A 24769-nucleotide genomic window follows, 5' to 3' on the forward strand; every position below is an offset into this window, starting at 1 on the left:
CCCGATGGGAGAGGGGCTTTGCTTCTCCCTTCTCCCCTCGGGAGAAGGTGCCCCGAAGGGGCGGATGAGGGTCCGGGCGAAGCCTCGTGCAGTCGATTGCGCTAGCGCTTGATGCCGCACCCTCGCCCCAACCCCTCTCCCAGCGGGAGGGGGCTAGATCCACTTACGCCAGCTTCTCCGCCAGCACGCGACGGATCTCGCTTTCCACCGTGCCCTTCATCGCCGAGAGCAGGAAGCCCAGTTCGGCGGTGACGTGCACCTGCTTTGGCAGCAGTTCGATGCGTCCGTCCACGCCCGAGCGCGAGAACAGCAGGGAATCGCCATCCCAGTGCGATTCCAGGTCGAAGCGCTCGGACAGTTTCTTGGCGGCGGTTTCGATGGCCTTGCGGGCCTGCGCTGGGGTCTTGGTGTGGTCGTGGCGGATGTCGATGCTGGACATGCTGGCTCCTGTGCGGGCGGGTGCCCGCGTGAACGATCAGGCATTGTGCGTATGCGCGGTGCATTGTCCAGCACGCGCGCTTCTGCACGCGCAGGCAACCTGCTAGGCTGCCCGCCGTGCACGATCTGCAAGTCCATTTCAGCAACCGCCAACATCCCGACCGGCCCCTGCGCACGGGCGTGCATCGCATCGTGCGGCTGGCCTCCGGCCAGGTCAGCGTGGTCGACGACACCCAGGGCGCGTTGCTGCTGGCGCAGTTCTGCCTGGACCGGCGCGGCCTGTGGCTGCAGGTCGCCAACGGCAGTCGCGGCATCCACGTCAACGGCCGTCCGGTGCGGCGCATGGCCCTGCTGCGCGCCGGCGACGCGGTCTACGCCGACGGCGTGGAGATGGTGGTGCAGGGCAAGTGCGAGCCGCTGCAGCGCCTGCCCGAGGTCAGCGAGGCCGAGCACGACGATCCGCGCCTGGTCCTGCGCGGCGTCGGCGGTCCGCACCATGGCCGTAGTTTCACCGTGGACCGCGTACGCAGCATCGGCCGCCTGCGCGAGTGCGACATCCGCATCGACGATCCGGCCTGCGCCGAGCAGCATGCGCGCCTGGAACGGCATGGCGAGCGGGTGTTGCTGCGCGGCTTCGGCGATGCGCAGACCCAGGTCAACGGCGTCGCCGTACGCAGCTGCTGGCTGCAACCCGGCGACCAGCTGGTGTTCGATGCCCAGCACCGGTTCGTGCTGGAAGTCCCGCAGGTCGTCGGTGCCGAGCCGTTGCGCGACGACCCCGCCTTGGCCGCGTTGGCGTTGACCCCGGCGGTGGCGCCGCGTCCGGCCACCGCGCGGCGCTGGCCGTGGCTGTTGCTCAGCGCCTTGCTGCTGGCCGCCGCGCTCAGCGGCCTGCTGTGGTTCGGCGCGCGCTGAGCGCCCGCCAGCCGCGCCAGCCCAGCAGCACCGCCAGGATCGCCGCGTACAGCAGCGGTTCGCGGATGTCCGATTTCACCAGCCACCAGAAGTGCAGCACGGCGAGCACGCCGATCGCGTAGATCGCCTTGTGCAGCTTGCCCCAGTTGCGCTTGAGCCGGCGCATCCAGCCCTGGGTGGAGGTGATCGCCAGCGGCACTAGTAGCAGCCAGGCGAGGAAACCGACGGTGATGTACGGGCGTTTGACGATCTCCTCGAAGATCTGCGTCCAGTAGCCGCGCAGGTCCAGCCCCAGGTAGGCCGCCAGATGCACGGTCGCGTAGAAGAACGCGTACAGCCCGAGCATGCGCCGGAAACGCAGCAGCACCGATTGCCCGGTCAACTGCCGCAGCGGCGTGATCGCCAGGGTCAGCAGCACCAGTCGCAGCGCCCACAGCCCGGTGCGGTGCTCGACCTCGGCCACCGGATCGGCACCGAGCGCATCGCTGCCGGTCTGCCACACCTGCCAGAACTGCCAGCCCAGGTACGCCATCGGCGCCAGCGCCAGCGCATGCACCACCGCCTTGGCAGCGATCAACGAAGTGGAGGTCTTAGCCATGCAGTCTCAAATCAATGCGCACCAACGATGCCAGGGAGGACACGCAAACCCGCCGCGCGCAGCGACCGCTCCGCGAATCGCCACTCCCGAATCCCCAATCCCGGCTCAATACCATTTCTTCAGATCCATCCCCGCATACAGCGACGCCACCTGGTCGGCATAGCCGTTGAACGGGCGGGTGGGAATGCGCTCGGCGAACAGCTTGCTGGCCTTGCCGGCGATGCGGCGCTCGGTCTTCTGGCTCCAGCGCGGGTGGTCCACGGCCGGATTGACGTTGGAGAAGAACCCGTACTCGGAGGGTTGCAGCTCGTGCCAGGCGGTTTCCGGCATGCGCTCGACGAAGCGGATCTCGACGATCGACTTGATGCTCTTGAAGCCGTACTTCCACGGCACCACCAGCCGCAGCGGCGCGCCGTTCTGCTGCGGCAGCGGCTTGCCGTACAGGCCGGTGGCGAGCAGGGTCAGCGGGTGCATGGCCTCGTCGATGCGTAGGCCCTCCTTGTACGGCCAGTCGATCGAGCTGTAGCGGACGCCGGGCATCTGCTGCGGATCGGCCAGGGTGGTGAAGGCGACGTACTTGGCCTTGGAGGTCGGGGCGAAGCGCTTGAGCACGTCGCCCAGCGGCACGCCCAGCCACGGGATCACCATCGACCAGCCTTCCACGCAGCGCAGCCGGTAGATCCGCTCCTCGGGCGTATGGCCCTTGAGCAGGTCGTCCAGGGACAGCGTGCCGGGCTTCTCGCATTCGCCGGAGACCTTCACCGACCACGGCGAGGTGCGCAGGGTCTTGGCCGCCTTGGACGGATCGGTCTTGTCGGTGCCGAACTCGTAGAAGTTGTTGTAGCTGGTCACGTCCTCGTAGCGGGTCAGCTCCTCGTTGGTGCGGAACCCGCTGCGTGCCTGCTCCGGCGTCACCACGGTCTTCGGCGGGGCCGGCGGCTCGGCGTCGGCGCAGCCGACCAGGCCGGACAGCGGGGTCAGCGCCAGGGCCTGCAGCAGGCGCCGCCGGTCGCGGTAGACCGCCTCGTCGGTGATCTCGCGGCTGGGGACGGTGAGGGCATCGCGCAACGACATGGCGGACTCCTGGAGCGAAGGGGGCGAGCAGTGGCGGGGACTTCACCACAGACTACGCATGCGCAGGGCGAATGGATGCAAATGCAACCTAAATTGCCCGGGCCGCAAGCTGTTGCGCTGCGGCATACTAGGGGTCCTGTCCGATAGGTGCCCCATGACGCGCGCGTTCAATTTCAGTGCCGGCCCCGCTGCCTTGCCGGAATCGGTCCTGCGCCAGGCGCAGGCGGAGATGTTGGAGTGGAACGGCGTGGGCGCCTCGATCGTGGAGCTGAGCCACCGCGGCGCCGAGTTCATGGAAGTGGCGGCGCAGGCCGACGCCGACCTGCGCCGGCTGATCGGCATTCCCGACGACTACGCCGTGCTGTTCCTGGCCGGTGGCGCCACCACCCAGCAGGCGCTGCTGGCGCTGAACTTCGCCGCGCCCGGGCAGACCGTGGACTACGTGGTGACCGGGCACTGGGGCAAGACCGCGATCAAGCAGGTCGGGCCGTACGTCGACGTGCACGTGGCCGCCAGCAGCGAGGCCGACGGCTTCCGCGACATCCCGCCGCGCGCCGCCTGGCAGTTGCGCGACGATGCCGCCTACGTGCACATCACCGCCAACGAGACCATCCACGGCGTGGAGTTCCGCGACACGCCCGACGTCGGCGACGTGCCGCTGTTCGCCGACTTCAGCTCCAGCATCGCCTCCGAGCCGATCGATGTGTCCAGGTACGCGCTGATCTATGCCGGCGCGCAGAAGAACCTCGGCCCGGTCGGCGTCACGGTGGTGATCATCCGCCGCGACTTGCTCGAACGCGCCGGCCAACCGCGCGCGGACATCTTCGACTACCGCTCGCACGTGGCGCGCGATTCCATGCTCAACACCCCGCCGACCTGGAACTGGTACCTGGCCGGGCTGGTGTTCAAGTGGATGCTGGCCGAGGGCGGCGTGGAGGCGTTCGCCGCGCGCAACCAGGCCAAGTCGGCGCTGGTGTACGCGGCGATCGACGCCTCCGGTGGCTTCTACCGCAACGACGTCGCGGCGGCGGTACGCTCGCGGATGAACATCCCGTTCTTCCTGCCGGACGAGACGCTGACCACGCGTTTCGTCGCCGAGTCCAAGGCGGCCGGCCTGCTGGCGCTGAAGGGCCACAAGGCGGTCGGCGGCATCCGCGCGTCGCTGTACAACGCCATGCCCCTGGCCGGCGCGCAGGCGCTGGTCGCGTTCATGCACGACTTCCAGCAGCGCCACGGCTGAGTCGCCGATTTTTGTAGGAGCGGCTTCAGCCGCGACCGGATCGCGCCGGCGATCCGGACCACCGAGGAACCCCCGATCCATGGCCGCAAAGCCGAAGAAATCCCCCGCCGCCGACCCTAAATCGTCCAAGCCGGCCAAACCCGCCGCCACGCCGGCCCTGGCCGATGTGCGCGCCAAGATCGACGAGATCGACCGCACCATCCAGGCGTTGATCGCTGAGCGCGCGCAGTTCGCGCACCAGGTCGGCAAGGCCAAGGGCAAGCTCGCCGCGGCGGTGGACTACTACCGGCCCGAGCGCGAGGCGCAGGTACTGCGCATGGTGGTGGACCGCAACCAGGGCCCGCTCAGCGACGAAGTGCTGGTGCACGTGTTCCGCGAAATCATGTCCGCGTGCCTGGCGCAGCAGGAGCCGCTGAAGATCGGCTACCTGGGGCCGGAGGGCACCTTCAGCCAGCAGGCGGTGCTCAAGCACTTCGGCCGCTCGGCGGTGGGCCTGCCGATGGCCACCATCGAGGAAGTGTTCCAGGAAGTGGAAAGTGGCAACGCCGACTTCGGCGTGGTGCCGGTGGAGAACTCCGGGCAGGGCACGATCCAGGTCACCCTGGACATGTTTCTCACGTCCAACCTGAAGATCTGCGGCGAGACCGAGTTGCGCGTGCACCAGTTCCTGCTCTCGCGCAGCGGGCGGCTGGACGCGATCGAGCGGATCTACGCGCATCCGCAGTCGTTCGCGCAGACCGCCGGCTGGCTGCGCGCGAACCTGCCCAAGGTGGAGAAGATTCCGGTCTCCAGCAACGCCGAGGGCGCGCGCCGTGCGCGCAATGCCGACGATGCGGCGGCGATCGGCGGGGAGAGCGCGGCGCATGTGTATGCGCTGAAGAAGGTGATCATGAAGTCGATCGAGGACGACGCGGACAATACGACGCGCTTCCTGGTGATCGGGCGGCAGATCTTCCCGCCGTCGGGGCACGATCGCACGTCGGTGCTGGTGTTCATCCACGACAAGCCGGGTGCGTTGTTCGATGTGCTGAGTCCGTTCGCGCGGCATGGGATCAGCATGAATCGGATCGAGTCGCGGCCGTCGCATCAGGCGAAGTGGGAGTACGGGTTCTTCATCGATCTGGCGGGGCATGTGGAGGATGAGGCGATGAAGTTGGCGTTGGCGGAGTTGAAGGCGCATTCGGCGCAGATCAAGGTGTTGGGGTCGTATCCGGTGGCGGTGCCTTGAGGTGGTTGCGCGGTTGTTTCGGCTCTGACCGTGGCGGGGCGCTTTGGCCACGAGGAGATGTGCATCTGTTGTAGGAGCGGCTTCAGCCGCGACGGGACGTTCCTCGGGAATGAATCCCTTCAATAGCAACAGCTTCGACGGCAATAGCAAAAGCAACGGCTTTCGCGCTTTGCGCGAGTCACTTTTCTTTGCTTGTGCAAAGAAAAGTAACCAAAAGAAACACACCCCCGGGCGGGCTGCCCCGCGCTGCGCGCGGGGTCCGCGGACACGACGGGAATTTTCGGAAGGCACATCCATGTGCCTGCCGAAAACGACGCGCATCCTGCGCGCCGCCCCTCGCGGGGTTTTACCCGCCGTGTCCGCCAGCCCTCACGGGGGATTGAGAGCAACAGCGAAAGCAAGAACAACGGCAACAGCAGGAACAACAGCAACAGCAACAGCAACAGCAACGGCAACGGCAACGGCGGTGGCTGACTTGGTGTAAGCGTCGTGGCAGCAGCGCAAGCGCGCTGTAGCGGCGCCGATGTCGCCGGGTGGTAGTGGATCTTCGGGTGGTTGGACTTTCAGGAACGATGATGAGCAACGAGCAAGGCTGGATCGCAACGCGCGGCACTGCGCTGCAGGGCACGCTGACGGTGCCGGGGGACAAGTCGGTGTCGCACCGGGCGGTGATGTTCGCGGCGTTGGCCGATGGCACGTCGCGGATCGAGGGGTTTCTCGAGGGCGAGGACACGCGTTCGACGGCGGCGATCTTCGCGCGGCTCGGGGTGCGGATCGAGACGCCGTCGCCGTCGCAGCGTGTCGTGCATGGCGTGGGCGTGGATGGGTTGCAGGCGCCGCAGGGCGAGCTGGATTGCGGTAACGCCGGCACCGGCATGCGTCTGCTCGCCGGGCTGCTCGCGGCGCAGCCGTTCGACAGCGTGCTGGTCGGCGACGCGTCGCTGTCCAAGCGGCCGATGCGGCGGGTGACCGAGCCGCTGGCGCTGATGGGCGCGCGCATCGACACCGAGGCCAATGGCGTGCCGCCGCTGCGCATCCATGGCGGCCAGCCGCTGCGCGGCATCGACTTCGTCTCGCCGGTGGCCAGTGCCCAGGTCAAGTCGGCGGTGCTGCTGGCCGGTCTGTATGCCGACGGTGTCACCACGGTGCAGGAGCCGCATCCCACCCGCGACTACACCGAGCGCATGCTGTCCGCGTTTGGCGTGGAGATCGAGTTCGCGCCCGGCCAGGCGCGTCTGCGCGGCGGCCAGCGTCTGCGCGCTACCGATATCGCGGTGCCGGCGGACTTCTCCTCGGCGGCGTTCTTCATCGTCGCTGCCAGCATCATTCCCGGCTCGGACATCACCTTGAAGGCGGTCGGGCTCAATCCGCGCCGCACCGGTCTGCTGGCTGCGCTGCGCTTGATGGGTGCGGACATCGTCGAGCACAACCACAGCGAGCACGGCGGCGAGCCGGTCGCCGACCTGCGGGTGCGCTACGCGCCGCTGCGCGGCGCGACGATTCCCGAGAGCGTGGTGCCGGACATGATCGACGAGTTCCCGGCGCTGTTCGTCGCTGCCGCCGCGGCCGAAGGGCAGACCGTGGTCAGTGGCGCGGCGGAGCTGCGGGTCAAGGAGTCGGACCGCCTGGCGGCGATGGCCACCGGGCTGCGCAGCCTCGGCATCGTCGTCGATGAGACCCCGGACGGCGCCACCATCCACGGCGGCACGCTGGGTGCCGGGACCATCGAGAGCCACGGCGACCATCGCATCGCCATGGCCTTCGCCATCGCCGGACAGTTGGCGCAGGGCGAGGTGCGGATCCAGGACGTGGCGAACGTGGCGACGTCGTTTCCGGGTTTCGACACGCTGGCACGCGGCGCCGGCTTCGCGTTGCGCACCGCCTGACCGCCTGCGCAGCACCGGCCGCGTGCAAGCGCGGCCGGAGGAAGCGGCAAGTCTGGTTTCGGAACGTCAGTGCGTCGGCTGCGGACGCGGCGGGTCGTTGGCGGGTGTCGACGGTGTCGACTGGGTAGCACGGGAGCCGCTGCCGTCGTCGTCGCGGTCCACCGCCAGCCACCAGCCGGCCACCGCCAGAGCCAGTGCGATCACGATCGTCCAGGCCCACGGCGACCCGCGATCGGCCCGCGCATGCGTTTCCCCGCGCGCAGACGACGGGCGGGCGGGGCGCTTCCACGCGTCCAGCGGCTGTGTCGACTTGTACGGGGTGGGCATGGCGGCAACTCCGGTGCCGTGGGACGGGTCCAGTGTCACCCAGGACCCGCCTCAGGGGTGTCACCCCCATGTGAACGCCGCCCGCGCGTCCGGGCGGCGGTTCAGTTATGGACCAGGCTTGAAGTCGAACGGAATCTCGATGCTGGCTGGCACCGCACGGCCGTTCTGCTGCGCCGGGCGGAACTTCCAGCGGCGCACGGTTTCCATCGCCGCGCGGTCCAGATCGCGCGAGCCGCTGCGGCGGAGCAGGGCCACGCCGGCGGGCGCACCGCTGGCATCGACCTCGACCCGCACCACCACCGTGCCGGCATCGCCACGGCGCAGCGCCGCCGGCGGATAGCGCGGCGGCGGGGTCTGCCCTTCCAGCGGCACCGGGCGGTTGCCCGGTGCCAGCGCGGTGGCCGTGTTGCCGGCGGCATCGCCGCCTGCGGCCGGCGCCGGCGCTTCCGTGGTCGGCGGCGGCGCCGGTGCGGTTTCCACCAGCTTCGGCGCGTCGCCGGCGGGCGCGGGCTTGGCCTGCGGCATGCTGCTGGCGGCGCTGCCGGCGGGCAGCGGCTCGGGCAGCGGCTTCACCTGTTCGGTCTCCTGCTGCACCTGCGCCGGCTGCGGCTTGTAGAAATCGTTGTCCTTGCGTCCGACCAGCCACACCACCAGGAACAGCAGCAGGCCGGCGGCGAAGGCGATGCCGACGATCGCGAGCAGGCGCCGCGGCAGATGCAGCACGATGCCGGACTTGGAGGACGAGGGCGACGTGGACATGGGACTCACCGTAGGGAACCGTTCGATTCTGGCATAGCCGCAGTGAATCGCGCGCCGCGGCGGGCGCGAGTCGGCAAAACCGCGACGGACAGGCGATAATCCCGGGTTCGTTCCCCTGGCACCCCGCGCCCATGCTCGATCCCGCTCTGCTTCGCCAACAGCCCGCCGACCTCGCCGAGCGCCTGCGCACCAGCCGCGGCTATGCGCTGGACGTGGCCGCCCTGGAGGCCCTGGAGGCCGACCGCAAGCGCATCCAGGTGCGGACCCAGGAACTGCAGAGCCTGCGCAACAGCCGTTCCAAGGCGATCGGCCAGGCCAAGGCCAAGGGCGAGGACGCGAGTGCGCTGATGGCCGAAGTGGCCGGCTTCGGCGACGAGCTGAAGGCCTCCGAGCAGCGCCTGGACGAGATCCGCGCGCAGCTGGAGACCCTGGCGCTGGAGATTCCCAACCTGCCGCAGGCCGACGTGCCCGCCGGCAAGGACGAGGCCGACAACGTCGAACTGCAGCGCTGGGGCAGCCCGCGCAGCTTCGATTTCGAGGTCAAGGACCACGTCGAACTCGGCGCGCGCCACGGCTGGCTGGACGGCGAGTCGGCGGCCAAGCTGTCGGGCGCGCGCTTCACCGTGCTGCGCGGGCCGATCGCGCGTCTGCACCGCGCCCTGGCGCAGTTCATGCTGGACCTGCACACCGGCCCGCATGCCTACCAGGAAACCAACGTGCCGGTGATCGTCAACGCCGACAGCCTGTACGGCACCGGCCAGTTGCCGAAGTTCGAGGAAGACATGTTCGCCACCGCGCTGGGCGAACAGAAGCGCTACCTGATCTCCACCTCGGAAATCTCGCTGACCAACCTGGTGCGCGACGAGATCGTCGAGGCCGAGCGCCTGCCGTTGCGCATGACCGCGCACTCGCTGTGCTTCCGTTCCGAGGCCGGCAGCGGCGGCCGCGACACCCGCGGCATGATCCGCCAGCACCAGTTCGAGAAGGTGGAACTGGTCAGCGTGTGCCGCCCGGAAGACAGTGCCGCCGAACACGAGCGCATGACCCGTTGCGCCGAAGTGGTGCTGGAGACGCTCGGCCTGCCGTACCGCAAGATGCTGCTGTGCACTGGCGACATGGGCTTCTCCGCCAGCAAGACCTATGACCTGGAAGTCTGGCTGCCGTCGCAGCAGGCCTATCGCGAGATCTCCTCCTGCTCCAACTGCGGCGATTTCCAGGCGCGGCGCATGCAGGCGCGCTGGCGCAACCCGGCCACCGGCAAGCCCGAACTGCTGCACACGCTCAACGGCTCCGGCACCGCGGTCGGCCGCGCCATGATCGCGGTGATGGAGAACTACCAGAACGCCGACGGCTCGATCACCGTGCCCGACGCGCTGCGCCCGTACATGGGCGGGGCCGAGCGGATCGGCTGATCGCCGCCCAGCCCGGGGCATCCGCCCCGGGCGCACCTCGCGTCGCCGTTGCTGCGGCGACGCCCTCCTGCCGTCCCTGCGCTCAGGCAAATTGTCCTGATGCGGGCAATGCCCCGCCTTGAGCCACAAGTGGGGCTTCGGCCCGGACGCGGCAGGGCGTTCGCATGCGTGCCCACTGCAGCACGCGCTGCAGCGGCGTTCCGCGTGCGCCGAACTCCCGTCCCCGTCACTTCGCGCTAGCCCGGCCGGGGTTACCCTGCGCGCGTCTACATCCGTGCCTGAGCCACCGCGCGAGCGCGACCGGCGTCCCTGCAGCGCAAATCGTTGTAGGAGTAGAATGAACCGGATCCGATTGTCCCCATCGTTCTAAATATCGAAAGAACATGCACGACCTCAACGATCTGTACTACTTCGCCATGGTGGTCGACCACGGCGGGTTCGCCGCCGCCGAGCGCGCCCTGGGCATCCCCAAGTCGCGCCTGAGCCGCCGCATCAGCCAGCTGGAGAGCGACCTGGGCGTGCGCCTGCTGCAGCGCTCCACCCGCCGTTTCGCCGTCACCGACCTGGGCATGAGCGTGCACCGCCACGCCCAGACCATGCTGGCCGAGGCACAGGCCGCGCGCGAAGTGGTCGACCGGCTCAGCGCCGAGCCGCGCGGACTGGTGCGGGTGAGCGTGCCGGTGTCGCTGGCGCAGATGCAGCTGCCCAAGCTGCTGCCGATGTTCCTCGACCAGTACCCCAAGGTGCGGCTGCAACTGAACATCAGCAACCGCCGCGTCGACATCATCAACGAAGGCTACGACGTCGCCTTGCGCGTGCGTTCGCGCCTGGACGACGACGGCAGCCTGGTGATGCGCAGCTTCGGCCAGGTGCAGGAACTGCTGGTCGCCAGCCCCAAGTACCTGGACCGCGCCGGCCGCCCCAAGGACCCCGAGGAACTGACTTCGCACGTCACCCTCAGCATCAGCGAGGACGAAGCCCGGCAGCGCTGGGAACTGCACGGCCCGGCCGGCGAAGTGCGTCGCGTCGACCTGCAGCCGCGCGTGGCCGGCTTCGACTTCCCGCTGCTGCAGTCCATGGTCAAGGACGGCTTCGGCATCACTCTGCTGCCCGAGACCGTCTGCGCCGAAGCCGTGCGCAACGGCGAACTGGAAGTGGTGCTGCCGGAATGGTCGCTGCCCCAGGGCATCTGCCACGCCGTGTTCGCCTCGCGCCGCGGCCTGCTGCCGGCGGTGCGCGTGTTCATCGACTTCCTCGCCGAACACCTGCCGCGCCAGATCGAGGCCTCGCGCCTGGACTGCGGTGGCAACTGCCCCGAACGCACCAAGGCCCGCCACTCGACGTTGGGTGCGATGGCGGTCGAGGCGGGTTGATCCAGACGCCGGCCGCGCACGTCGGCCGAGCAAAACCGCCGCGGGCGTGCGAAAATGCACGCCCGTGCCGGTGGTCCTGGGTTCGGGGTGCATGTGGTGCCATCAGCGGCACCGGCCGCGTCGAGCGGGACAGGCACTGCAGCGTCGCGCTTCCGCGGCGTTGTGCTTCAAGCGGCTGCGACGCTCTTCCGCAGCACCGCCGCGTTCGCAAACGGAGAGATGGCCGAGCGGTTTAAGGCACCGGTCTTGAAAACCGGCGAAGGGTCAAACCTTCCGTGGGTTCGAATCCCACTCTCTCCGCCAATTTTTTGAAATAACCATTGATTTTCAAGGAATTTATAGATTTTTTTGCCAACTTGGCGACGAAAATCTAATTCGCATGAGTGGTTGTTCGGCGCGCAGGTCGCAGCATTAAGTCTGCGTCAGGTTTTTCTTTTTTTAAGCTTGCAACGGCATTCTAAAAAGGGGGAGCATGAACAAGCAAGGCGATTATGGCCTCGGCAAAGACATTAATGGCTATCTTAATCATTACGTCCTTGTTGCTGATGGCAAAGCAGCGGCGCTCACCGCGGGTTCGCTAGTGCTTGTGGGCTTAGCCCTAAGTTCCGAAGCGAGCAAAGCTGAACCTGTTTTGCGGCTTATAGGAACGGTGCTTGCCGGGCTTTCTGCAGTGTTGGCGGGAACTGTGCTATATCCGCGTACTCCGCACTCGGGAAATGGACATATTTTCTGGGCAGATATCCGCTCATTCGATTCAGTAGAATCGTATTGGAAGTCACTTCGCCAACTTGACGATGACGCAATTGGGCGTGAGTACGCAAGACAAAACTACTTCGTTAGCGAAGTTCTACTGAAGAAGAATGCAATCGTTAGACGGGCAATAGTCGTGTTTGGGCTTGCATGCTTGTCTATGTCCATTGCTTTCGGGGTTCGATGATGGTTGCTCCATTTGGTCGATTTATTGCTGCCGCATATCGAACTGAAATTCAGAACAAGGTTCCCCAGCTATTGCGTCGCTTAGACGCGGTGGCTGATGGGCGTGTCGCACCTGCAGTCGATGACATTGTTATTGGTTCCGGGCGGAAGGTCACGGCTTGCGTGATCTTCTTTGATATGCGGAACTTCACGCAACTTACTTCATCGGATGATGTTAATGCTCTGAAAAGAACACTGTTCCTGCTGAATTGTGTAATACCCGCAATGATGCGCGTTCTTTATCGCTATGGCGCTTACGTTGAAAAGAACACTGGCGATGGCTTGATGGCCGTTCTCGGAGTCGATACAAACGCGCAAGTTACGGCGAAGAATGCATTGGATGCTGCTGTTGAAATGTTCTACGTCTTACATTACCTGGTCAATCCAATACTCGTTGCGCAGGGAATTCAGCCCATCGATGCTCGTATTGGCATGGATATGGGACCACTGCTCTTGGCAAGAATTGGGCTTCCAACCGGAAGTTCGGCTCACGAGCGTAGTTCATTGACTGCTGTTGGGCCTGCTGCGAATCGTGCTTGTAAGCTTCAAGGGTTCGCTGGTACGAATGAAATTTGGTGCGGTGATGCGATTCAAAGGGCTGCATCCATGGATAGGCTACATCTGTTAGCCGATGTAACTCCTGGCAATTGGAATTGGCATTACACCGGAAGCAATGCACTTTATCGCTGCTGGAGGTACGATGGGGTCGCTGAGGATCCGTTCGCAACTATACTTGGTAGCGCGTTACTCAGGTAAAAGGCTCGATCGAATCCGAGCAAATGAGATCAGTTGCTCAGGCGTTCGCGATTGCTGCTGCCCCGGCGGCTTTAAATGAGTTGGTCAGAAGCAAGCAACTACACAATCTTAGGTTGAAACTGCACGCAACCCGGTGCTACCGTCCGGCCGAGCTTCCAGAAGGGTCACCCGGTTTGGCGAGCAAAGCGTCTTTAGGACAGTGGCGGACACGGATGCTGGCCGGGATCGGTGGCATTGCCGCGATCGTGGTGGGGTGGGGCATCGGCTTGTTCGAGGCCAAGGAGGTGCCGGTGCCGCCCGCGCTGCAGGCCGGGAAGGACGTCGCCGCAGGCGAATGGTCGCTGCGCTTCGATCACGTAGAGAGCAGCGACCGGTTACCGGATGGCGAGTTGGTGTCGCGCGACGGTCGCAAGGCGATCATGCTGTATCTGCAGGCGACCAATCGCACCACGCAGACCAGCGGATCGCTGGTGCAGGCAGTGGCGTTGAAGGCACCGCCGCGCGGGGCCGATGCGCGGCCGACGGCCTATCTGTTGCGCGATCGCGCGGCGACCATCGAGTTGCAACCTGGCCTGCCGGAACAGGTCGCCCTGGTTTGGACGTATCCGGCGACGGAGCAGACGGCTGCGCGCCTGCGCTTCGACATCACTGCCAGGACTTTCAAGGCCTTCGACAATCTCTACGCGCAGCCGCTGTGGACCGATCCGCATCCGGTCGGGGTCGTGGAACTGCCGCTTGGCGCAGCGCGTGCCGGCGCACAAGCGGGTGAACCGTGAAGCGGCTGGCTGCCATCGCGATCCTGCTGCTCGGCTTCGTGCTGCTTGCCGGGATGCGCTTGACGATGCCGCGCTACGAGCGCATTACTGGCCCGATCGCAGTGTCCGGTGCCCCGGGCAATTGGGTGCAGGCCGACAATCTGGCCGTGAATGCCGGCACGCCGCAGCTCGCGCACACGATCCGTTTCAAGGCAGCGGGCGCGCTGCAGCAGCGCGACAGCGGCGGCGTGTGGCTGGTGGTGCCGGTGCGGTCGAAGGTCGCGCGCGCGACCGCGCGCGTGTACGGCCGGGTCTGGGCAACGCCCGATGGGCGTCGTTATCGCGCCAGCGCCCGCGCGGAGATGGGCGATGCGGTGTTGTCGTCGATCAAGACGCTGCAACCTGGGCTGGAGCGCAAGGACGTGCTGGTGTTCGAACTGCCGACCGCGCTCGCCAGGGCGGGCGGCACGCTGGTGCTGTCGGAAGACCGTGATCCGCAGCTGACGGCCGAGGCGCAGGTGCGCTATCCGCCGCTCCCGCCCGCGGCGGCGGTCACCGATGTGCTCGATCTGGATGCGCTGCATGCACGCCTCTGACCGCGACGTGCCCGCGGCCGTTTCCGAGCGGCGCATGCGCTGGCTCGCGCTGGCGGCATTGGTGGTGCTGGTGCCGTGCACGATGGCCGCGACCGGCTGGCGCGACGTGCGGGAACTGTTGCATGCGCGCGAATGGCGGCCGGTGGATGTGGCGACGGCGCAGACCGTGGACTACGACGGCGCCGCCGTTCGCCTCGCGTCGGTCGACGTGCTGCCGTTCGAGGCGGGGCTGCCCGCCGATCGTACGTTCGTGCGCACGCGCCTGGCGCTGGTGCCGGGCGCCGCCGGTGCGCAGTGGAGCGATTGCACGCTCAAACTGATCGACAGCACTGGCCGATCCTGGTCCGCGATCAACACCGTGCCGGACCTGTTGCAGCGTGCCCTGGCCAAGCCGGGCGAGTCGCCCGGCGTGGCCTGCGATGGACTGGCCGTGTCCGCGGCCAAGCCGGGCGTGCCGTTGGCGATCGACGGCTACTACCTGGTGCCGCGTGCGGTGGCTGCGCAGCTGCACCTCACCGTGAGCACGCGCGGCGGTCGCCCGCACTATCTGCGTTTCGCGCGGGGGCAAGGCCATGACTGAGTTGGCGCTGCGCGGCGGGCCGCTGGGACTGATCGGCGACACGCTGCGGCTGTGGTTGCGCTACTTGCCGCAATTGCTCGCCGTGGCGCTGGCCGGCGTGTTGCTCAACGAACTGCTGCTGCAGGCCGCGGTGTGGATCGGCTACCAGAACCGGCTCGCCGGCTTGCTGTCGCTGACCCTGGTGGTGCTGGTCAAGCTGGTGATCTTCGTGCTGCTGTTCGAAACGCTGCGCCCGGCCTTGCCGGGGATCGCCAGTGCGGCGCTGGCCGACCAGACCGACGCGACGACAGCACAGGACGAGGGCAGGGCGCGCTGGCGTCGCCTGTCGGCGATCGTGTCGCAGGCGCTGGTGCCGTTCTTCGCCTATTACGCCGCCTGGGGGTTTCTCGGCGAGACCATCCGCGCCTACGGACGCGAGGGCTTGGGACAGTTCAATCCGTTCGACCCGACCTACCGCGGGTCGCTGTTCGAGGTGTCCGGCGGCTGGTGGCTGGCGGCGTCGGTGGCGTTGCTGTGGCTGATCCGGCGCGGCGCGAAAAAACAGAAGCAGCGCAGCGCGCATCCGGCGTGGAACGTGCTGATCGTGCTGTGCGAGGCCGGCTGGACCTTCGTCGGCATGTACGTGCTCACCGAATGGAAGGGCGGCGTGTTCCGCTGGCTGGCGCATCTGCGCATCGCCGATCTCGGCCAGCAACTGTGGCAGGGCATCAGCCATCCGATCGGCGTCGCGCATGCCGCGTTGCCGGGCGCGGTGGAACAGGCGCCGCCAGGTGTGGCTGACACGCTGGTGGTGATCTTCTTCTCGGCCTTGTTGCCGGTGGTCTGGCTGGCCTTGGCCGCGCTGATCTACCGCTACGACGTGCACAACGCCGAATGGAATGCGCCCGGCAAGTGGTCTAGCAAGGTCGACGGCACGCTGGGGCTGTGGCGGAAGCTGCCAACGTGGTTGCGCGACTTCATCGGCCATTTCTGGGCGGGCACCGTTTCGCGCTATCGCGCTGCGGCCAACAGCGTGCAGTTGGCCGGCGCCACCGGGCTAGCGGCCCTGGTCACCTTGATCGTGCTGTATCGCGCCCTGGACTGGGCCTCGGCCTGGGCCTGGATGGGACTGACCCGGTTGATCGGCCCGCACCCGCAGGTGGTGTGGCAGACGATCGCCAATCAGCTGTCGGTGGTGCTGGGCACGCCCAGCGATCCGGGCGATGGCATCCTGCCGCAGACGCTGAAGATCTGCCTGCTCGCGGCGACGCTCGAGCGCGCCTTCCGTGCGGGGCGGAGCTGGCGGGCGTTGAAGTAGTTCGGAGCATCGCGTCGTTACGTGACGACGCAGCCCTGGCGGATGCCCTGGCATCGGCGCGACGCGGCGATGGTGGGACAGTAGGTGCACCCAGGCGGTCAATGCACGGTCGGGCCGGTGCATCACGCTGGCGGACGCGCTTGGCGCGCGTCACCCTCTCCCTGTGCGGCGTGAAACAGTATCGAAACGCAGCGGTCAGTGCAGTGCTCGCATGCCCCTGACGACTGGAGACAGTCGTGGCAGCGCGCGTAGGACGATGACATCCATGCTGCCAGGCTCTGCACGGGTAAGACGCGCTGCACCAGCGCCAACAAAAGCGCCGCGATGGCGAACCATCGCGGCGCTGCAGAACAGGGAAGAAATCAGAGTGGCGTGCCCCTGATTTCCCCGTCGGGAGATACTGACTCAGCCGGCAGGCGGTGCCTTGGTGTCGCCCGCCTTGATGTCGCCCGGCTGGCACTCGCCCAGGCGCTTGCCGTCCATCTTCATGTGCGTCTTCATCGACATGCCGCCCGGCAGGCCGGTGATCTCGGAATGCGATTCGGAGGCCATCTCGGTGGCGCTGAAGGTGCCGGTGCTGGTGCCGGCGACCTTGATGTCGCCCATCGTGCAATGCATCTTCGCGTCGATCTTTCCGTCCTTCATGCTGAAGGAGTCGTACACGCAGTTCTTCTGCATCGGCGAGGCGCTGCCGAAGAGGCTGGTGGGATCGTTGATCTGCTCGGCGGTGAGGCAGACCTTGGCGGTGCTCGGCGGCACCTTCGGCATCTGCGGCATGTTGCCGGAGCCGCCGCTGGTCTCGCTGCTCACTTGCTCGACCCGCATCTCCCATTGGCCGGGCTGCAGCTTGGCCGCCTGCACCTTGGCCACGTCGGCGACCGAGGCGTTGGACATCGCGACGTTGTCGCCGTTCTTGTCGCCACCCTTGCTGCAGGCGGCGAGCAGCACACACACAGCAACCGTTGCCGGCATGGTCAGACGCATGAACTTCTCCCTAAGTTATGTGAGGTGCGCGGAGCATAGCCGGGGGCCTAATTAAGATGACGTCGACGCCGGGCACTGCCGTTGGCGCGTGCCTGATCACGCAGGAGGCATCGGAGAGGCTGGATCCGACCGCTGCAGGCAGGCGCGTCGGCGGCAGAAGAAGGGGGGAAACCCTGCGCAATTGCACACCACCACCGCGCTTGCATGTGGGGTGTGGCCGCGCGATCCCAGTGACCATCACTGCGTATGTTGCCCAGACGCCTCCGTGCACGGGCCATTCCGTTCGGCTCTGCTAGCGTCGGCGCCGCCGCGCGTGACCCCCACGCCATCCGCTCCAGGTCCGATTTTCGATGCCCAGCCTCGCCGAACGCCCCGTCATCCTCGAACGCAAACGCACGTTGAAGATGGCCCGCTCCGCCCACGCCTATGTCCGCGGCAACACGCTCAAGTTCTACGAATGGCTGGCGGCGTCGCCGGCGGCGCGGCGCGTGCCGATGGGGCCGGCGATCTGGATCTGCGGCGACTGCCATCTCGGCAACCTGGGCCCGGTCGCCGACGGCGAGGGGCACGTCGAGATCCAGATCCGCGACCTCGACCAGGGCGTGATCGGCAATCCCGCGCACGATCTGATCCGCCTGGGCCTGTCGCTGGCCACCGCGGCACGCGGCTCGGACCTGCCCGGCGTCACCACGGCGCGGATGATGGAGGCGATGATCGACGGCTATGGCGCCGCCATCGAGGATCCGACCCGCGATCACCCCGGTGCCGAACCCGAGACCGTGCGCAGCATCCGCCGCGAGGCCTTCGGCCGGCGCTGGCGGCATCTGGCCAAGGAGCGTCTGCAGGCGGTGGAGCCGCGCATTCCGCTGGGCGAGAAGTTCTGGGCATTGGCGCCGGAAGAGCGCGAGGCGCTGGAGCGGCTGTTCGCCGATCCGGCGGTCGCGCAGATGGTGCTGTCGCTGAAGGGAAAGCCCAAGGACCGCGAGGTGCGCCTGGTCGATGCGGCGTACTGGATGAAGGGCTGCAGTTCGCTCGGCCTGCTGCGCTACGCGGCGATCGTCGGCCTGAAGACCGGCAAGGGCCACTGGTCCTATGCGCTGGTCGATCTGAAGGAGGCGATCGCACCGATCGCGCCGGCAGCGCCCGATGCGCGGATGCCGGAGGACAACGCCGAACGCGTGACCGCCGCGGCGCGAGCGCTGTCGCCGTACCTGGGCAGCAGAATGTTGCCGGTACATCTGCTGGGCCGCTCGCTGTTCATTCGCGAACTCTCGCCGCGCGACCTGAAACTGGAAGTCGACCAGTTCAATCACGTCGAGGCGGTGCGCTCGGCGCGCTACCTCGCCTTCGTCGTCGGCAAGGCGCATGCGCGGCAGATGAAGCCCAGGACGCGGGCCGCGTGGCTGCAACAGTTGGATGCCGACCGGCGCAAGGCCATCGACACGCCGTCGTGGCTGTGGGAAAGCGTGGTCGCGCTCGCCGGGCATCACGAAGCCGGTTATCTGGAGCACTGCCGCCGCTATGCACTGGCCGCCTGACGGCAACTCCGTGGCGCGCGATCCGTTTCAGTCGCGCGCGCGATCCAGGTCCAGCGCCATGTCCCAACGGTCCAGCCCTGGGCCGTAGCCGTTCACGACCACGCGTTCGACCGTGAAGCCGAAGCGTGCGTAGAACGCCTGGGTGTGCTGGCTGGTGTCCAGTTCGATCCGCGTCACGCCGGCACTGCGCGGCAGGCGTCGATCCGCGCCTCCGTCAGTGCGCGGCCCAGGCCATGGCGATGCAGGCGGCGGTCGACCATGCCCCAGCCGAAGCTGGCGACGCGGCCGTCGGCACGCAGCGCGTGGCCGCCGCAGGCCACGACCGCGCCGGCGCGGGCGATGACCAAGTAGTGCCAGGCGCCGGTGTCGCGCTGCAGGAAGCCGTCGAAACCGGCGCGTTCGCTGCGATCGAAGAACTGCGGGACGTTGCTGTCGAACAGCGCCAGGCAGGCGGCGTGGTCCTGCATGACGTAGGGGCGGATCGTGTTCACCCGGGCAGTGTGCCGCAGGCGGCCAAGCATGTCGTGGCTGCGCCGCGTGCGGGAGGTCGCATCGGCCATTTCCGACGCGAGTGTCGGAAAATTTCGCCGGGCCTGTCCGGGATCCGCAGCGGGGTGGTGTCCGGAAGCGGGAAGGGGGAGGGTCAGATAATTCTGACGTGAGATCAGGATTGTCCTGATAACGCTTTTCCCGCCGCACCAGCATACTGGCCTCGGCCTGACGCAGGGACCGTCGCGCGCCTTACGGGGAGAGCGCTGGCAGGTCACTCGACCCTGCGTGCCGAGCCTTGAGTAAGCTCGGCAGGGTTTTGATGACGACACGATGACGTTTCGCGAAGTGCAGATGAGCACTCCGTGAAGCGTCGTCGTTTGTCTACGAATTCGTATTGCCCTGAATAATTCACGCAGATAGTCTGGATGGTGCGGTATCCGCTGCGTTGGGGTTATACGAGATGGCCATCAGGGTTTTTCTGGTCGATGATCACGCTCTTGTCCGTACGGGCATGAAGCTGATCCTGTCGAATCAAACGGATATCGAGATCGTCGGCGAGGCCGACAGCGGCGAAAACGCGCTTCCGCAGATCCGGCAGTTGAAGCCGGACATCGTCCTGTGCGATCTGCACATGCCCGGCGTCAGCGGGCTGGAAGTCACCGAGCGCATCGTCAAGGGCGATCACGGCACCAAGGTCATCATCGTTTCGGTGCTGGAAGACGGCCCGCTGCCCAAGCGCCTGCTGGAAGCCGGTGCGTCCGGCTATGTCGGCAAGGCCGGCGACGCGCAGGAGCTGCTGCGCGCGGTCCGCGACGTGGCGATGGGCAAGCGCTACCTCGGCGCCAACATCGCGCAGAACCTGGCGCTGGCCAATCTGGAAGGCGGCGGTTCGCCATTCGACGCGCTGTCGCCGCGCGAACTGGAAGTGGCCCTGCTGCTGACCCGCGGCCTGCGCCAGGAAGACATCGCCAAGCGTCTGAGCCTCAGCGCCAAGACCGTCAACACGCACAAGGCGCGCCTGTTCGAGAAGGTCGGCATCCAGGACAACATCGCCCTGGCGCGCCTGGCCACGCAATACGGCTTGCTGGATCCGACGCATCCGCTGTAGTCGGCGGTGCCTGTCGAGCTGACACGAGAGCGGCCTTCGGGCCGCTTTTGCGTTGTGCTTGCGCCAACGCACGGACTGTTCGCAGAGGATCGATTGCGAACGCGCGTCCGCGGGTATCCCGACGCAGCGGCATTGGCGCGTGCCGCCATATGAGTGGCTGGGCGCCGCCGCGGCATCACTTGGTGAAAGTGGTGGACTAGGGACTGCGTGCTCTGCGCGATGCATCACTAGCGACTGCAGCGAGCGCACAACGACGCGGACGTGCATGTGGTGGCGTGCCTTCAAGACACTTCTGTCGCCGCCTTGCGCGCAGCACGTACTCCACGCATCGCGTCTTTTCGTAGGAGCGGCTTCAGCCGCGACCGGCGCATCGGGAAAGCCCCGTCGCGGCTGAAGCCGCTCCTACGAGGTGATGGTGTATCTCGTTGAGCCACGGCAAAGCGAGTTTTGCCGTGGCTTTGGAGGGGAAACCCCTGCCGCTGCGCCGAACGGGACGCGCGAAAGACAGTGCGGGTGTAGACGATCGTCTTGAGCCGTAGCGATGAATGCGCTTGATGGGCGCCCACAAAAAAAGCGGCCCGAAGGCCGCTTCTTTCATGCTGCAACGGCAGGGGCGGGATCAGCCGCGATCCTTGTGCTCGTCGCTGTCCGCCTTGTCCGCGGCATGCGGCGCAGGCGCTGCGGACGGTGCCGCGGCAGCAGCACGTTCCTTCCGCGCCGCCTCGTCCACAGCCGCGATCTCCGCCTGCGCCGGCGTCGCCGGAGCAGCGACGGACGTTGTGCTGTCGTCGCGTGCCGGCGTGACCGATGCGGCCTCGGTCGACGCTTTGGCCACTGCCTCACCACTGTGCGGAACCGCCGCCGGTGCCTCGGCGAAGGCGTCGAGCAGGGTGGTCTGCACCGGTGCGTAGGCCGGCTTGGCCGGGGCAGCGTCTTCCGCACGCGGTTCCGCGGGAGCGGTGGGCGTGGCGGCCGGCGCTGCGCTCGGCGCGACGGTGGTTGCCGCCGGCGTGGTCACGCCCGCCGGATCCTCGACGGTGGCCGTGGCATCCGCCGCGTCCGGCTCGGCGACCGGCGCGGTGGCGGTCGGCTGCTCGACGGCGGTGGTGACCGCCTGCGGCTGCGGCGCGACGGCCGGCGTTGCGGGTTCGGCCGGTGCCGCGGCGCGCTCGATGGCGACAGTTTCCTGCGCGACCGGCTTGGTCTCGGCGACTGCGGCCGCTACCGGTGCGGCAGCGACCACGGTGTCGGCGTGGGCCACGGCGGCGTCGCTGACGCCCTGGGCTGCAGCGGCCAGCGCGGTCGGCGCAGGCGATGCGGTCGCGGCCTCGGCAGGGGCGGCCGGCTGCATCGGTGCGGTGGCCGGCGCAGGCACGGGGTCGGCGGCGATCGGCGCGGGGGCCTGGGCAGCGTCGTCGGCCGGTGCCGGTGCACCGACAGCAGCCGGACGCTCGCGACGCGGCTCGCGCTTCTCCTGCGGCTCGCGCTTTTCCTGCACGGGCGGCTGCGACTTGGCCGGAGCGGCATCGGTGGTGCCGTCGTCGTCGAAGTCGAACTCCGGCTGGCTGCGGCTCGGCGCGGGCGCGCTTTCGCCGTCGCTGTCGCCGGCATCCAGGTCGGCATCGTCCAGGCCGGCGGCATCGCCGGCAGCACCGGCTTCGCCATTGCCACGGCGACGGCGGCGGCCACCGCGACGGCCACGACGGCGGCGGCCACCGGCATCGCCGGTACCGTCCTCGCCCTCGGCGCCTTCGCCGGCGGGCACGGCCTGCGCGGTTTCGGCGGCGCTTTCGCGTTCATCGATGCTCGCTGCTGCCGCGGTCTGCGCCGGCTGTACCGGTGCGGCGGCTGCAGCGTCGACGGCTGCTGCCGGTTCCTGCGACGCGGCGATCGCGCCACCGGCGACCGCGGCGGCGGCCAGGGTGGTGGCGTCCTGCACCGGGGTCACCGGTGCGGTGGCGGCGGGCGCGGCCTGCTGCCTGGCGACGGCCTCCTCGGCGCGCGGCTGACGCGGCGGCTTGTCGCCCTGCACGGCGGCCTGTGCCGGATCCTGCTGCGGCTTCGGCTGGCGCGGCGGGTTCTGCGGCTGCTGCTGCTTCGGCGGCTTGGGCTGTTGCGGCTGCTGCTGCGGCTTGGGCTGCTGCGTGGCCTGTTCGTTGCGCGGCGCCTTGGGCTGCTGGTTCTGCTGCCCGCCCGGCGCGGCGGCGCCGTTGCCGGCGCGGCGCTCGTCGCGGCGCGCGTTGCCGCCGCCGTTGTTGCCGTTGCCACGCGCGGCATTGCCGCCCTGGCCGCCGTTGCGGTTGCCGTCGCGGCGCGCATTGCGGTCGCTGCGATCGCCACGGTCGTTGCGGTTGCGGTTGCCGTCCTGCGGGCGCTGGCGCTGTGCCGGCTCGGCGGCGGCCGGGGCCGGGGCCGGGCTCTCGCCGGCGCCGAAGATGCGCTTCAGCCAGCCGACCACGCCGGTGGCCGGCGGTGCGACCGGGGCCGGCGCAACCACTGGCGCCGGTGCCGGCGCGGCCACCGGTTCTTCGACCACTTCGCGCACCGGGGCCGGCTGCGAGTGCTTCACATTGGTCACCGCAGGCGCCGGGATGTTCAACTGCGCCTTGGTCAGCGCGTGCACCGGCAGCTTGCGCGGTGTGCCGCGTTGGTAGCTGGGCTTGGTGCTTTCCTCGCCCAGCTCGTTCTCGCGCAGGCGGGTCACTTCGTAGTGCGGGGTGTGCAGCTGCTCATCGGCGACGATCACGATCGGCGCGTCGTGGCGCTTCTCGATCTCGCTGAGCGCACGGCGCTTCTCGTTGAGCAGGTAGTTGGCGATCTCCACCGGGGCCTGGACCAGCACCTGCCCGGTGTTCTCCTTCATCGCGTGCTCTTCGGCGACGCGAATGATCGACAGCGACAGCGACTCGACGCTGCGCATGCGGCCGTGGCCGTCGCAGCGCGGGCAGACGATCTGGCTGGATTCGCCCAGCGAAGGACGCAGGCGCTGGCGGCTCATCTCCAGCAGGCCGAAGCGCGAGATGCGGCCGATCTGCACCCGCGCGCGGTCGTACTTGAGCGCGTTCTGCAGGCGGTTCTCGACCTCGCGCTGGTGCTTGTTGGAGGCCATGTCGATGAAGTCGATGACCACCAGGCCGCCGAGGTCGCGCAGGCGCAGCTGGCGCGCGACCTCTTCGGCCGCCTCCAGGTTGGTCTGGAACGCGGTGTCCTCGATGTCGCTGCCCTTGGTGGCGCGCGAGGAGTTGACGTCCACCGCGGTCAGCGCCTCGGTCTGGTCGACCACGATCGAGCCGCCGGACGGCAGGCGCACGCTGCGCTCGTAGGCGGCCTCGATCTGCGACTCGATCTGGAAGCGGTTGAACAGCGGGATGTCGTCGGTGTAGTGCTTGAGCTTGCGCAGGCTCTGCGGCATCACCTGCTGCATGAACTCCTGGGCGTCGCCGTACATCTCGGCGGTGTCGACCAGGATCTCGCCGATGTCGGCGCGCAGGTAGTCGCGCAGGGCGCGGATGATCAGCCGCGACTCCTGGTAGATCAGGAACGGCGCCGGCTTGGCCAGGGCGGCCTCGGCGATCGACTTCCACACCTGCAGCAGGTAGTCCAGGTCCCACTGCAGCTCTTCGGCATCGCGGCCGACGCCGGCGGTGCGGATGATCACGCCCATGTCGTCGGGGATGTTCAGCTTGTCCAGCGCTTCCTTCAGCGCGGCACGGTCCTCGCCCTCGATCCGGCGCGAGACGCCGCCGGCGCTGGGCGAGTTCGGCATCAGCACCATGTAGCGGCCGGCCAGGGAGATGAACGTGGTCAGGGCCGCGCCCTTGTTGCCGCGCTCTTCCTTGTCCACCTGGACCACGACTTCCTGGCCCTCGCGCAGCAGTTCGCGGATCGTCGCCTTGTTGTGGTCGACGCCGGCCTGGAAGTAATCGCGGGAGATTTCCTTCAGCGGCAGGAAGCCGTGGCGCTCGCCGCCGTATTCGACGAAGGCCGCTTCCAGCGAGGGTTCGAGCCGGGTGATGCGGCCCTTGTAGATGTTGGACTTCTTCTGTTCCTTGGACGGCTGCTCGATGTCGATGTCGTACAGGGTCTGGCCGTCCACGATGGCCACACGCAGTTCTTCTGCCTGCGTGGCGTTGATCAGCATTCGCTTCATTGTTGCGTTCCTCGCGCTGCTACCGCGCGGAACGCCATGGGGTTTCGCTTCTGGTCACGCTTCGTCGCCCATCGCGCAGGCGCGGGGTGGGCGTCTTGGGTTTCCAGCGCTACGACACCACGGCGAGCCGCGGGAGCGCTTCTTGCTTTTAGGTGGTTCAGGACCGGCGGCGACTCCAGCCAGGCTGGGCGCCGCACGGGGCATGTTCAGCGCGGACGCTTGCGGCATCCGGCGATGGCCGGGCAGGCCGGTGAGCCGCTAACATGGCCGCCCCGGGGGCGGTGGTCG

At 67.7% G+C, this 24769-nt stretch carries 23 protein-coding genes and 1 tRNA gene; 15 read left to right on the top strand and 9 right to left on the bottom strand.

What is annotated here, in order from left to right; all coding sequences use genetic code 11:
• Window positions 1-163: 163 nt before the first annotated feature.
• The gene (locus tag AC1PMG_RS09340) at window positions 164-439 is read right to left on the bottom strand and encodes a polyhydroxyalkanoic acid system family protein (protein WP_342071952.1); all 276 of its coding nucleotides are present in this window, start codon (window positions 437-439) and stop codon (window positions 164-166) included.
• 116 nt (window positions 440-555) lie between these two features.
• On the opposite strand from AC1PMG_RS09340, the gene AC1PMG_RS09345 reads away from it, so the two are divergent.
• The gene (locus AC1PMG_RS09345) at window positions 556-1353 is read left to right on the top strand and encodes an FHA domain-containing protein (RefSeq protein WP_481111404.1); all 798 of its coding nucleotides are present in this window, start codon (window positions 556-558) and stop codon (window positions 1351-1353) included.
• Here AC1PMG_RS09345 and msrQ read toward each other — a convergent pair.
• On the bottom strand, window positions 1322-1951 hold the full coding sequence (gene msrQ / locus AC1PMG_RS09350; protein ID WP_481111405.1) for a protein-methionine-sulfoxide reductase heme-binding subunit MsrQ: 630 nt from the start codon (window positions 1949-1951) through the stop codon (window positions 1322-1324). The two genes, AC1PMG_RS09345 and msrQ, sit on opposite strands and share 32 nt — an antisense overlap.
• A gap of 105 nt (window positions 1952-2056) precedes the next feature.
• Window positions 2057-3025 (bottom strand): protein-methionine-sulfoxide reductase catalytic subunit MsrP, encoded by a 969-nt coding sequence (gene msrP / locus AC1PMG_RS09355; protein WP_481111406.1) that lies wholly within the window; start codon window positions 3023-3025, stop codon window positions 2057-2059.
• Between the two features lie 154 nt (window positions 3026-3179).
• Here msrP and serC point away from each other — a divergent pair, with 154 nt between their 5' ends.
• From serC to aroA, 3 genes are all read left to right on the top strand, one after another.
• Window positions 3180-4265 carry a 3-phosphoserine/phosphohydroxythreonine transaminase gene (gene serC, locus AC1PMG_RS09360; protein ID WP_342071949.1) on the top strand — a complete coding sequence of 362 codons (1086 nt, stop codon included), beginning with the start codon at window positions 3180-3182 and terminating at the stop codon, window positions 4263-4265.
• A gap of 79 nt (window positions 4266-4344) precedes the next feature.
• Window positions 4345-5493, top strand: a complete 1149-nt coding sequence (gene pheA / locus AC1PMG_RS09365; protein ID WP_481111407.1) for a prephenate dehydratase — start codon at window positions 4345-4347, stop codon at window positions 5491-5493.
• Window positions 5494-6065: 572 nt separating this feature from the next.
• On the top strand, window positions 6066-7379 hold the full coding sequence (gene aroA / locus AC1PMG_RS09370; protein ID WP_481111408.1) for a 3-phosphoshikimate 1-carboxyvinyltransferase: 1314 nt from the start codon (window positions 6066-6068) through the stop codon (window positions 7377-7379).
• A 66-nt stretch (window positions 7380-7445) separates the two neighbouring features.
• On the opposite strand, the gene AC1PMG_RS09375 is transcribed toward aroA, so the two are convergent.
• The gene (locus AC1PMG_RS09375; RefSeq protein ID WP_481111409.1) at window positions 7446-7706 is read right to left on the bottom strand and encodes a hypothetical protein; all 261 of its coding nucleotides are present in this window, start codon (window positions 7704-7706) and stop codon (window positions 7446-7448) included.
• A 105-nt stretch (window positions 7707-7811) separates the two neighbouring features.
• Window positions 7812-8465: an energy transducer TonB gene (locus AC1PMG_RS09380; RefSeq protein ID WP_342071946.1), complete on the bottom strand. Its 654-nt coding sequence runs from the start codon at window positions 8463-8465 to the stop codon at window positions 7812-7814.
• A 131-nt stretch (window positions 8466-8596) separates the two neighbouring features.
• Here AC1PMG_RS09380 and serS point away from each other — a divergent pair, with 131 nt between their 5' ends.
• From serS to AC1PMG_RS09425, 9 genes are all read left to right on the top strand, one after another.
• The gene (gene serS, locus AC1PMG_RS09385) at window positions 8597-9877 is read left to right on the top strand and encodes a serine--tRNA ligase (RefSeq protein ID WP_481111410.1); all 1281 of its coding nucleotides are present in this window, start codon (window positions 8597-8599) and stop codon (window positions 9875-9877) included.
• 383 nt (window positions 9878-10260) lie between these two features.
• Window positions 10261-11250, top strand: coding sequence for a LysR family transcriptional regulator (locus AC1PMG_RS09390; RefSeq protein ID WP_010342573.1), 990 nt, complete (start codon window positions 10261-10263; stop codon window positions 11248-11250).
• A 213-nt stretch (window positions 11251-11463) separates the two neighbouring features.
• A tRNA-Ser gene (locus tag AC1PMG_RS09395) sits at window positions 11464-11553 on the top strand.
• Between the two features lie 169 nt (window positions 11554-11722).
• A complete protein-coding gene (locus AC1PMG_RS09400) occupies window positions 11723-12187 on the top strand; it encodes a Pycsar system effector family protein (protein WP_481111411.1) in 465 nt (154 codons plus the stop codon).
• Window positions 12151-12981, top strand: a complete 831-nt coding sequence (locus tag AC1PMG_RS09405) for an adenylate/guanylate cyclase domain-containing protein (protein ID WP_481111412.1) — start codon at window positions 12151-12153, stop codon at window positions 12979-12981. The genes AC1PMG_RS09400 and AC1PMG_RS09405 overlap by 37 nt, the downstream gene beginning before the upstream one ends.
• 212 nt (window positions 12982-13193) lie before the next feature.
• Window positions 13194-13757 (top strand): hypothetical protein, encoded by a 564-nt coding sequence (locus AC1PMG_RS09410; protein ID WP_481111413.1) that lies wholly within the window; start codon window positions 13194-13196, stop codon window positions 13755-13757.
• A complete protein-coding gene (locus AC1PMG_RS09415; RefSeq protein ID WP_481111414.1) occupies window positions 13754-14332 on the top strand; it encodes a hypothetical protein in 579 nt (192 codons plus the stop codon). Before AC1PMG_RS09410 ends, AC1PMG_RS09415 begins: the two co-directional genes overlap by 4 nt.
• A complete protein-coding gene (locus AC1PMG_RS09420) occupies window positions 14319-14912 on the top strand; it encodes a hypothetical protein (protein ID WP_481111415.1) in 594 nt (197 codons plus the stop codon). The genes AC1PMG_RS09415 and AC1PMG_RS09420 overlap by 14 nt, the downstream gene beginning before the upstream one ends.
• Entirely contained in the window at window positions 14905-16209 is a 1305-nt protein-coding gene (locus AC1PMG_RS09425; RefSeq protein ID WP_481111416.1) for a hypothetical protein, read from the top strand. The genes AC1PMG_RS09420 and AC1PMG_RS09425 overlap by 8 nt, the downstream gene beginning before the upstream one ends.
• Before the next feature lie 405 nt (window positions 16210-16614).
• Here the strand turns inward: AC1PMG_RS09425 and AC1PMG_RS09430 are convergent, their stop codons facing one another.
• On the bottom strand, window positions 16615-17193 hold the full coding sequence (locus AC1PMG_RS09430; protein WP_342071939.1) for a DUF3617 domain-containing protein: 579 nt from the start codon (window positions 17191-17193) through the stop codon (window positions 16615-16617).
• Window positions 17194-17597: 404 nt separating this feature from the next.
• Between AC1PMG_RS09430 and AC1PMG_RS09435 the strand changes: the two genes are divergently transcribed.
• Window positions 17598-18731, top strand: a complete 1134-nt coding sequence (locus AC1PMG_RS09435; RefSeq protein ID WP_481111417.1) for a DUF2252 family protein — start codon at window positions 17598-17600, stop codon at window positions 18729-18731.
• A gap of 27 nt (window positions 18732-18758) precedes the next feature.
• On the opposite strand, the gene AC1PMG_RS09440 is transcribed toward AC1PMG_RS09435, so the two are convergent.
• Both AC1PMG_RS09440 and AC1PMG_RS09445 read right to left on the bottom strand, forming a co-directional pair.
• Window positions 18759-18908 (bottom strand): hypothetical protein, encoded by a 150-nt coding sequence (locus AC1PMG_RS09440; protein WP_481111418.1) that lies wholly within the window; start codon window positions 18906-18908, stop codon window positions 18759-18761.
• A complete protein-coding gene (locus AC1PMG_RS09445; protein WP_481111419.1) occupies window positions 18905-19291 on the bottom strand; it encodes a hypothetical protein in 387 nt (128 codons plus the stop codon). Before AC1PMG_RS09445 ends, AC1PMG_RS09440 begins: the two co-directional genes overlap by 4 nt.
• A 392-nt stretch (window positions 19292-19683) precedes the next feature.
• Here AC1PMG_RS09445 and AC1PMG_RS09450 point away from each other — a divergent pair, with 392 nt between their 5' ends.
• Window positions 19684-20331, top strand: a complete 648-nt coding sequence (locus tag AC1PMG_RS09450) for a response regulator (RefSeq protein ID WP_026143418.1) — start codon at window positions 19684-19686, stop codon at window positions 20329-20331.
• Between the two features lie 619 nt (window positions 20332-20950).
• Here AC1PMG_RS09450 and AC1PMG_RS09455 read toward each other — a convergent pair.
• Entirely contained in the window at window positions 20951-24481 is a 3531-nt protein-coding gene (locus tag AC1PMG_RS09455; protein WP_481111420.1) for an Rne/Rng family ribonuclease, read from the bottom strand.
• Between the last annotated feature and the right edge of the window lie 288 nt (window positions 24482-24769).

It is taken from the genome of Xanthomonas sp. NCPPB 2250, from assembly GCF_056725265.1.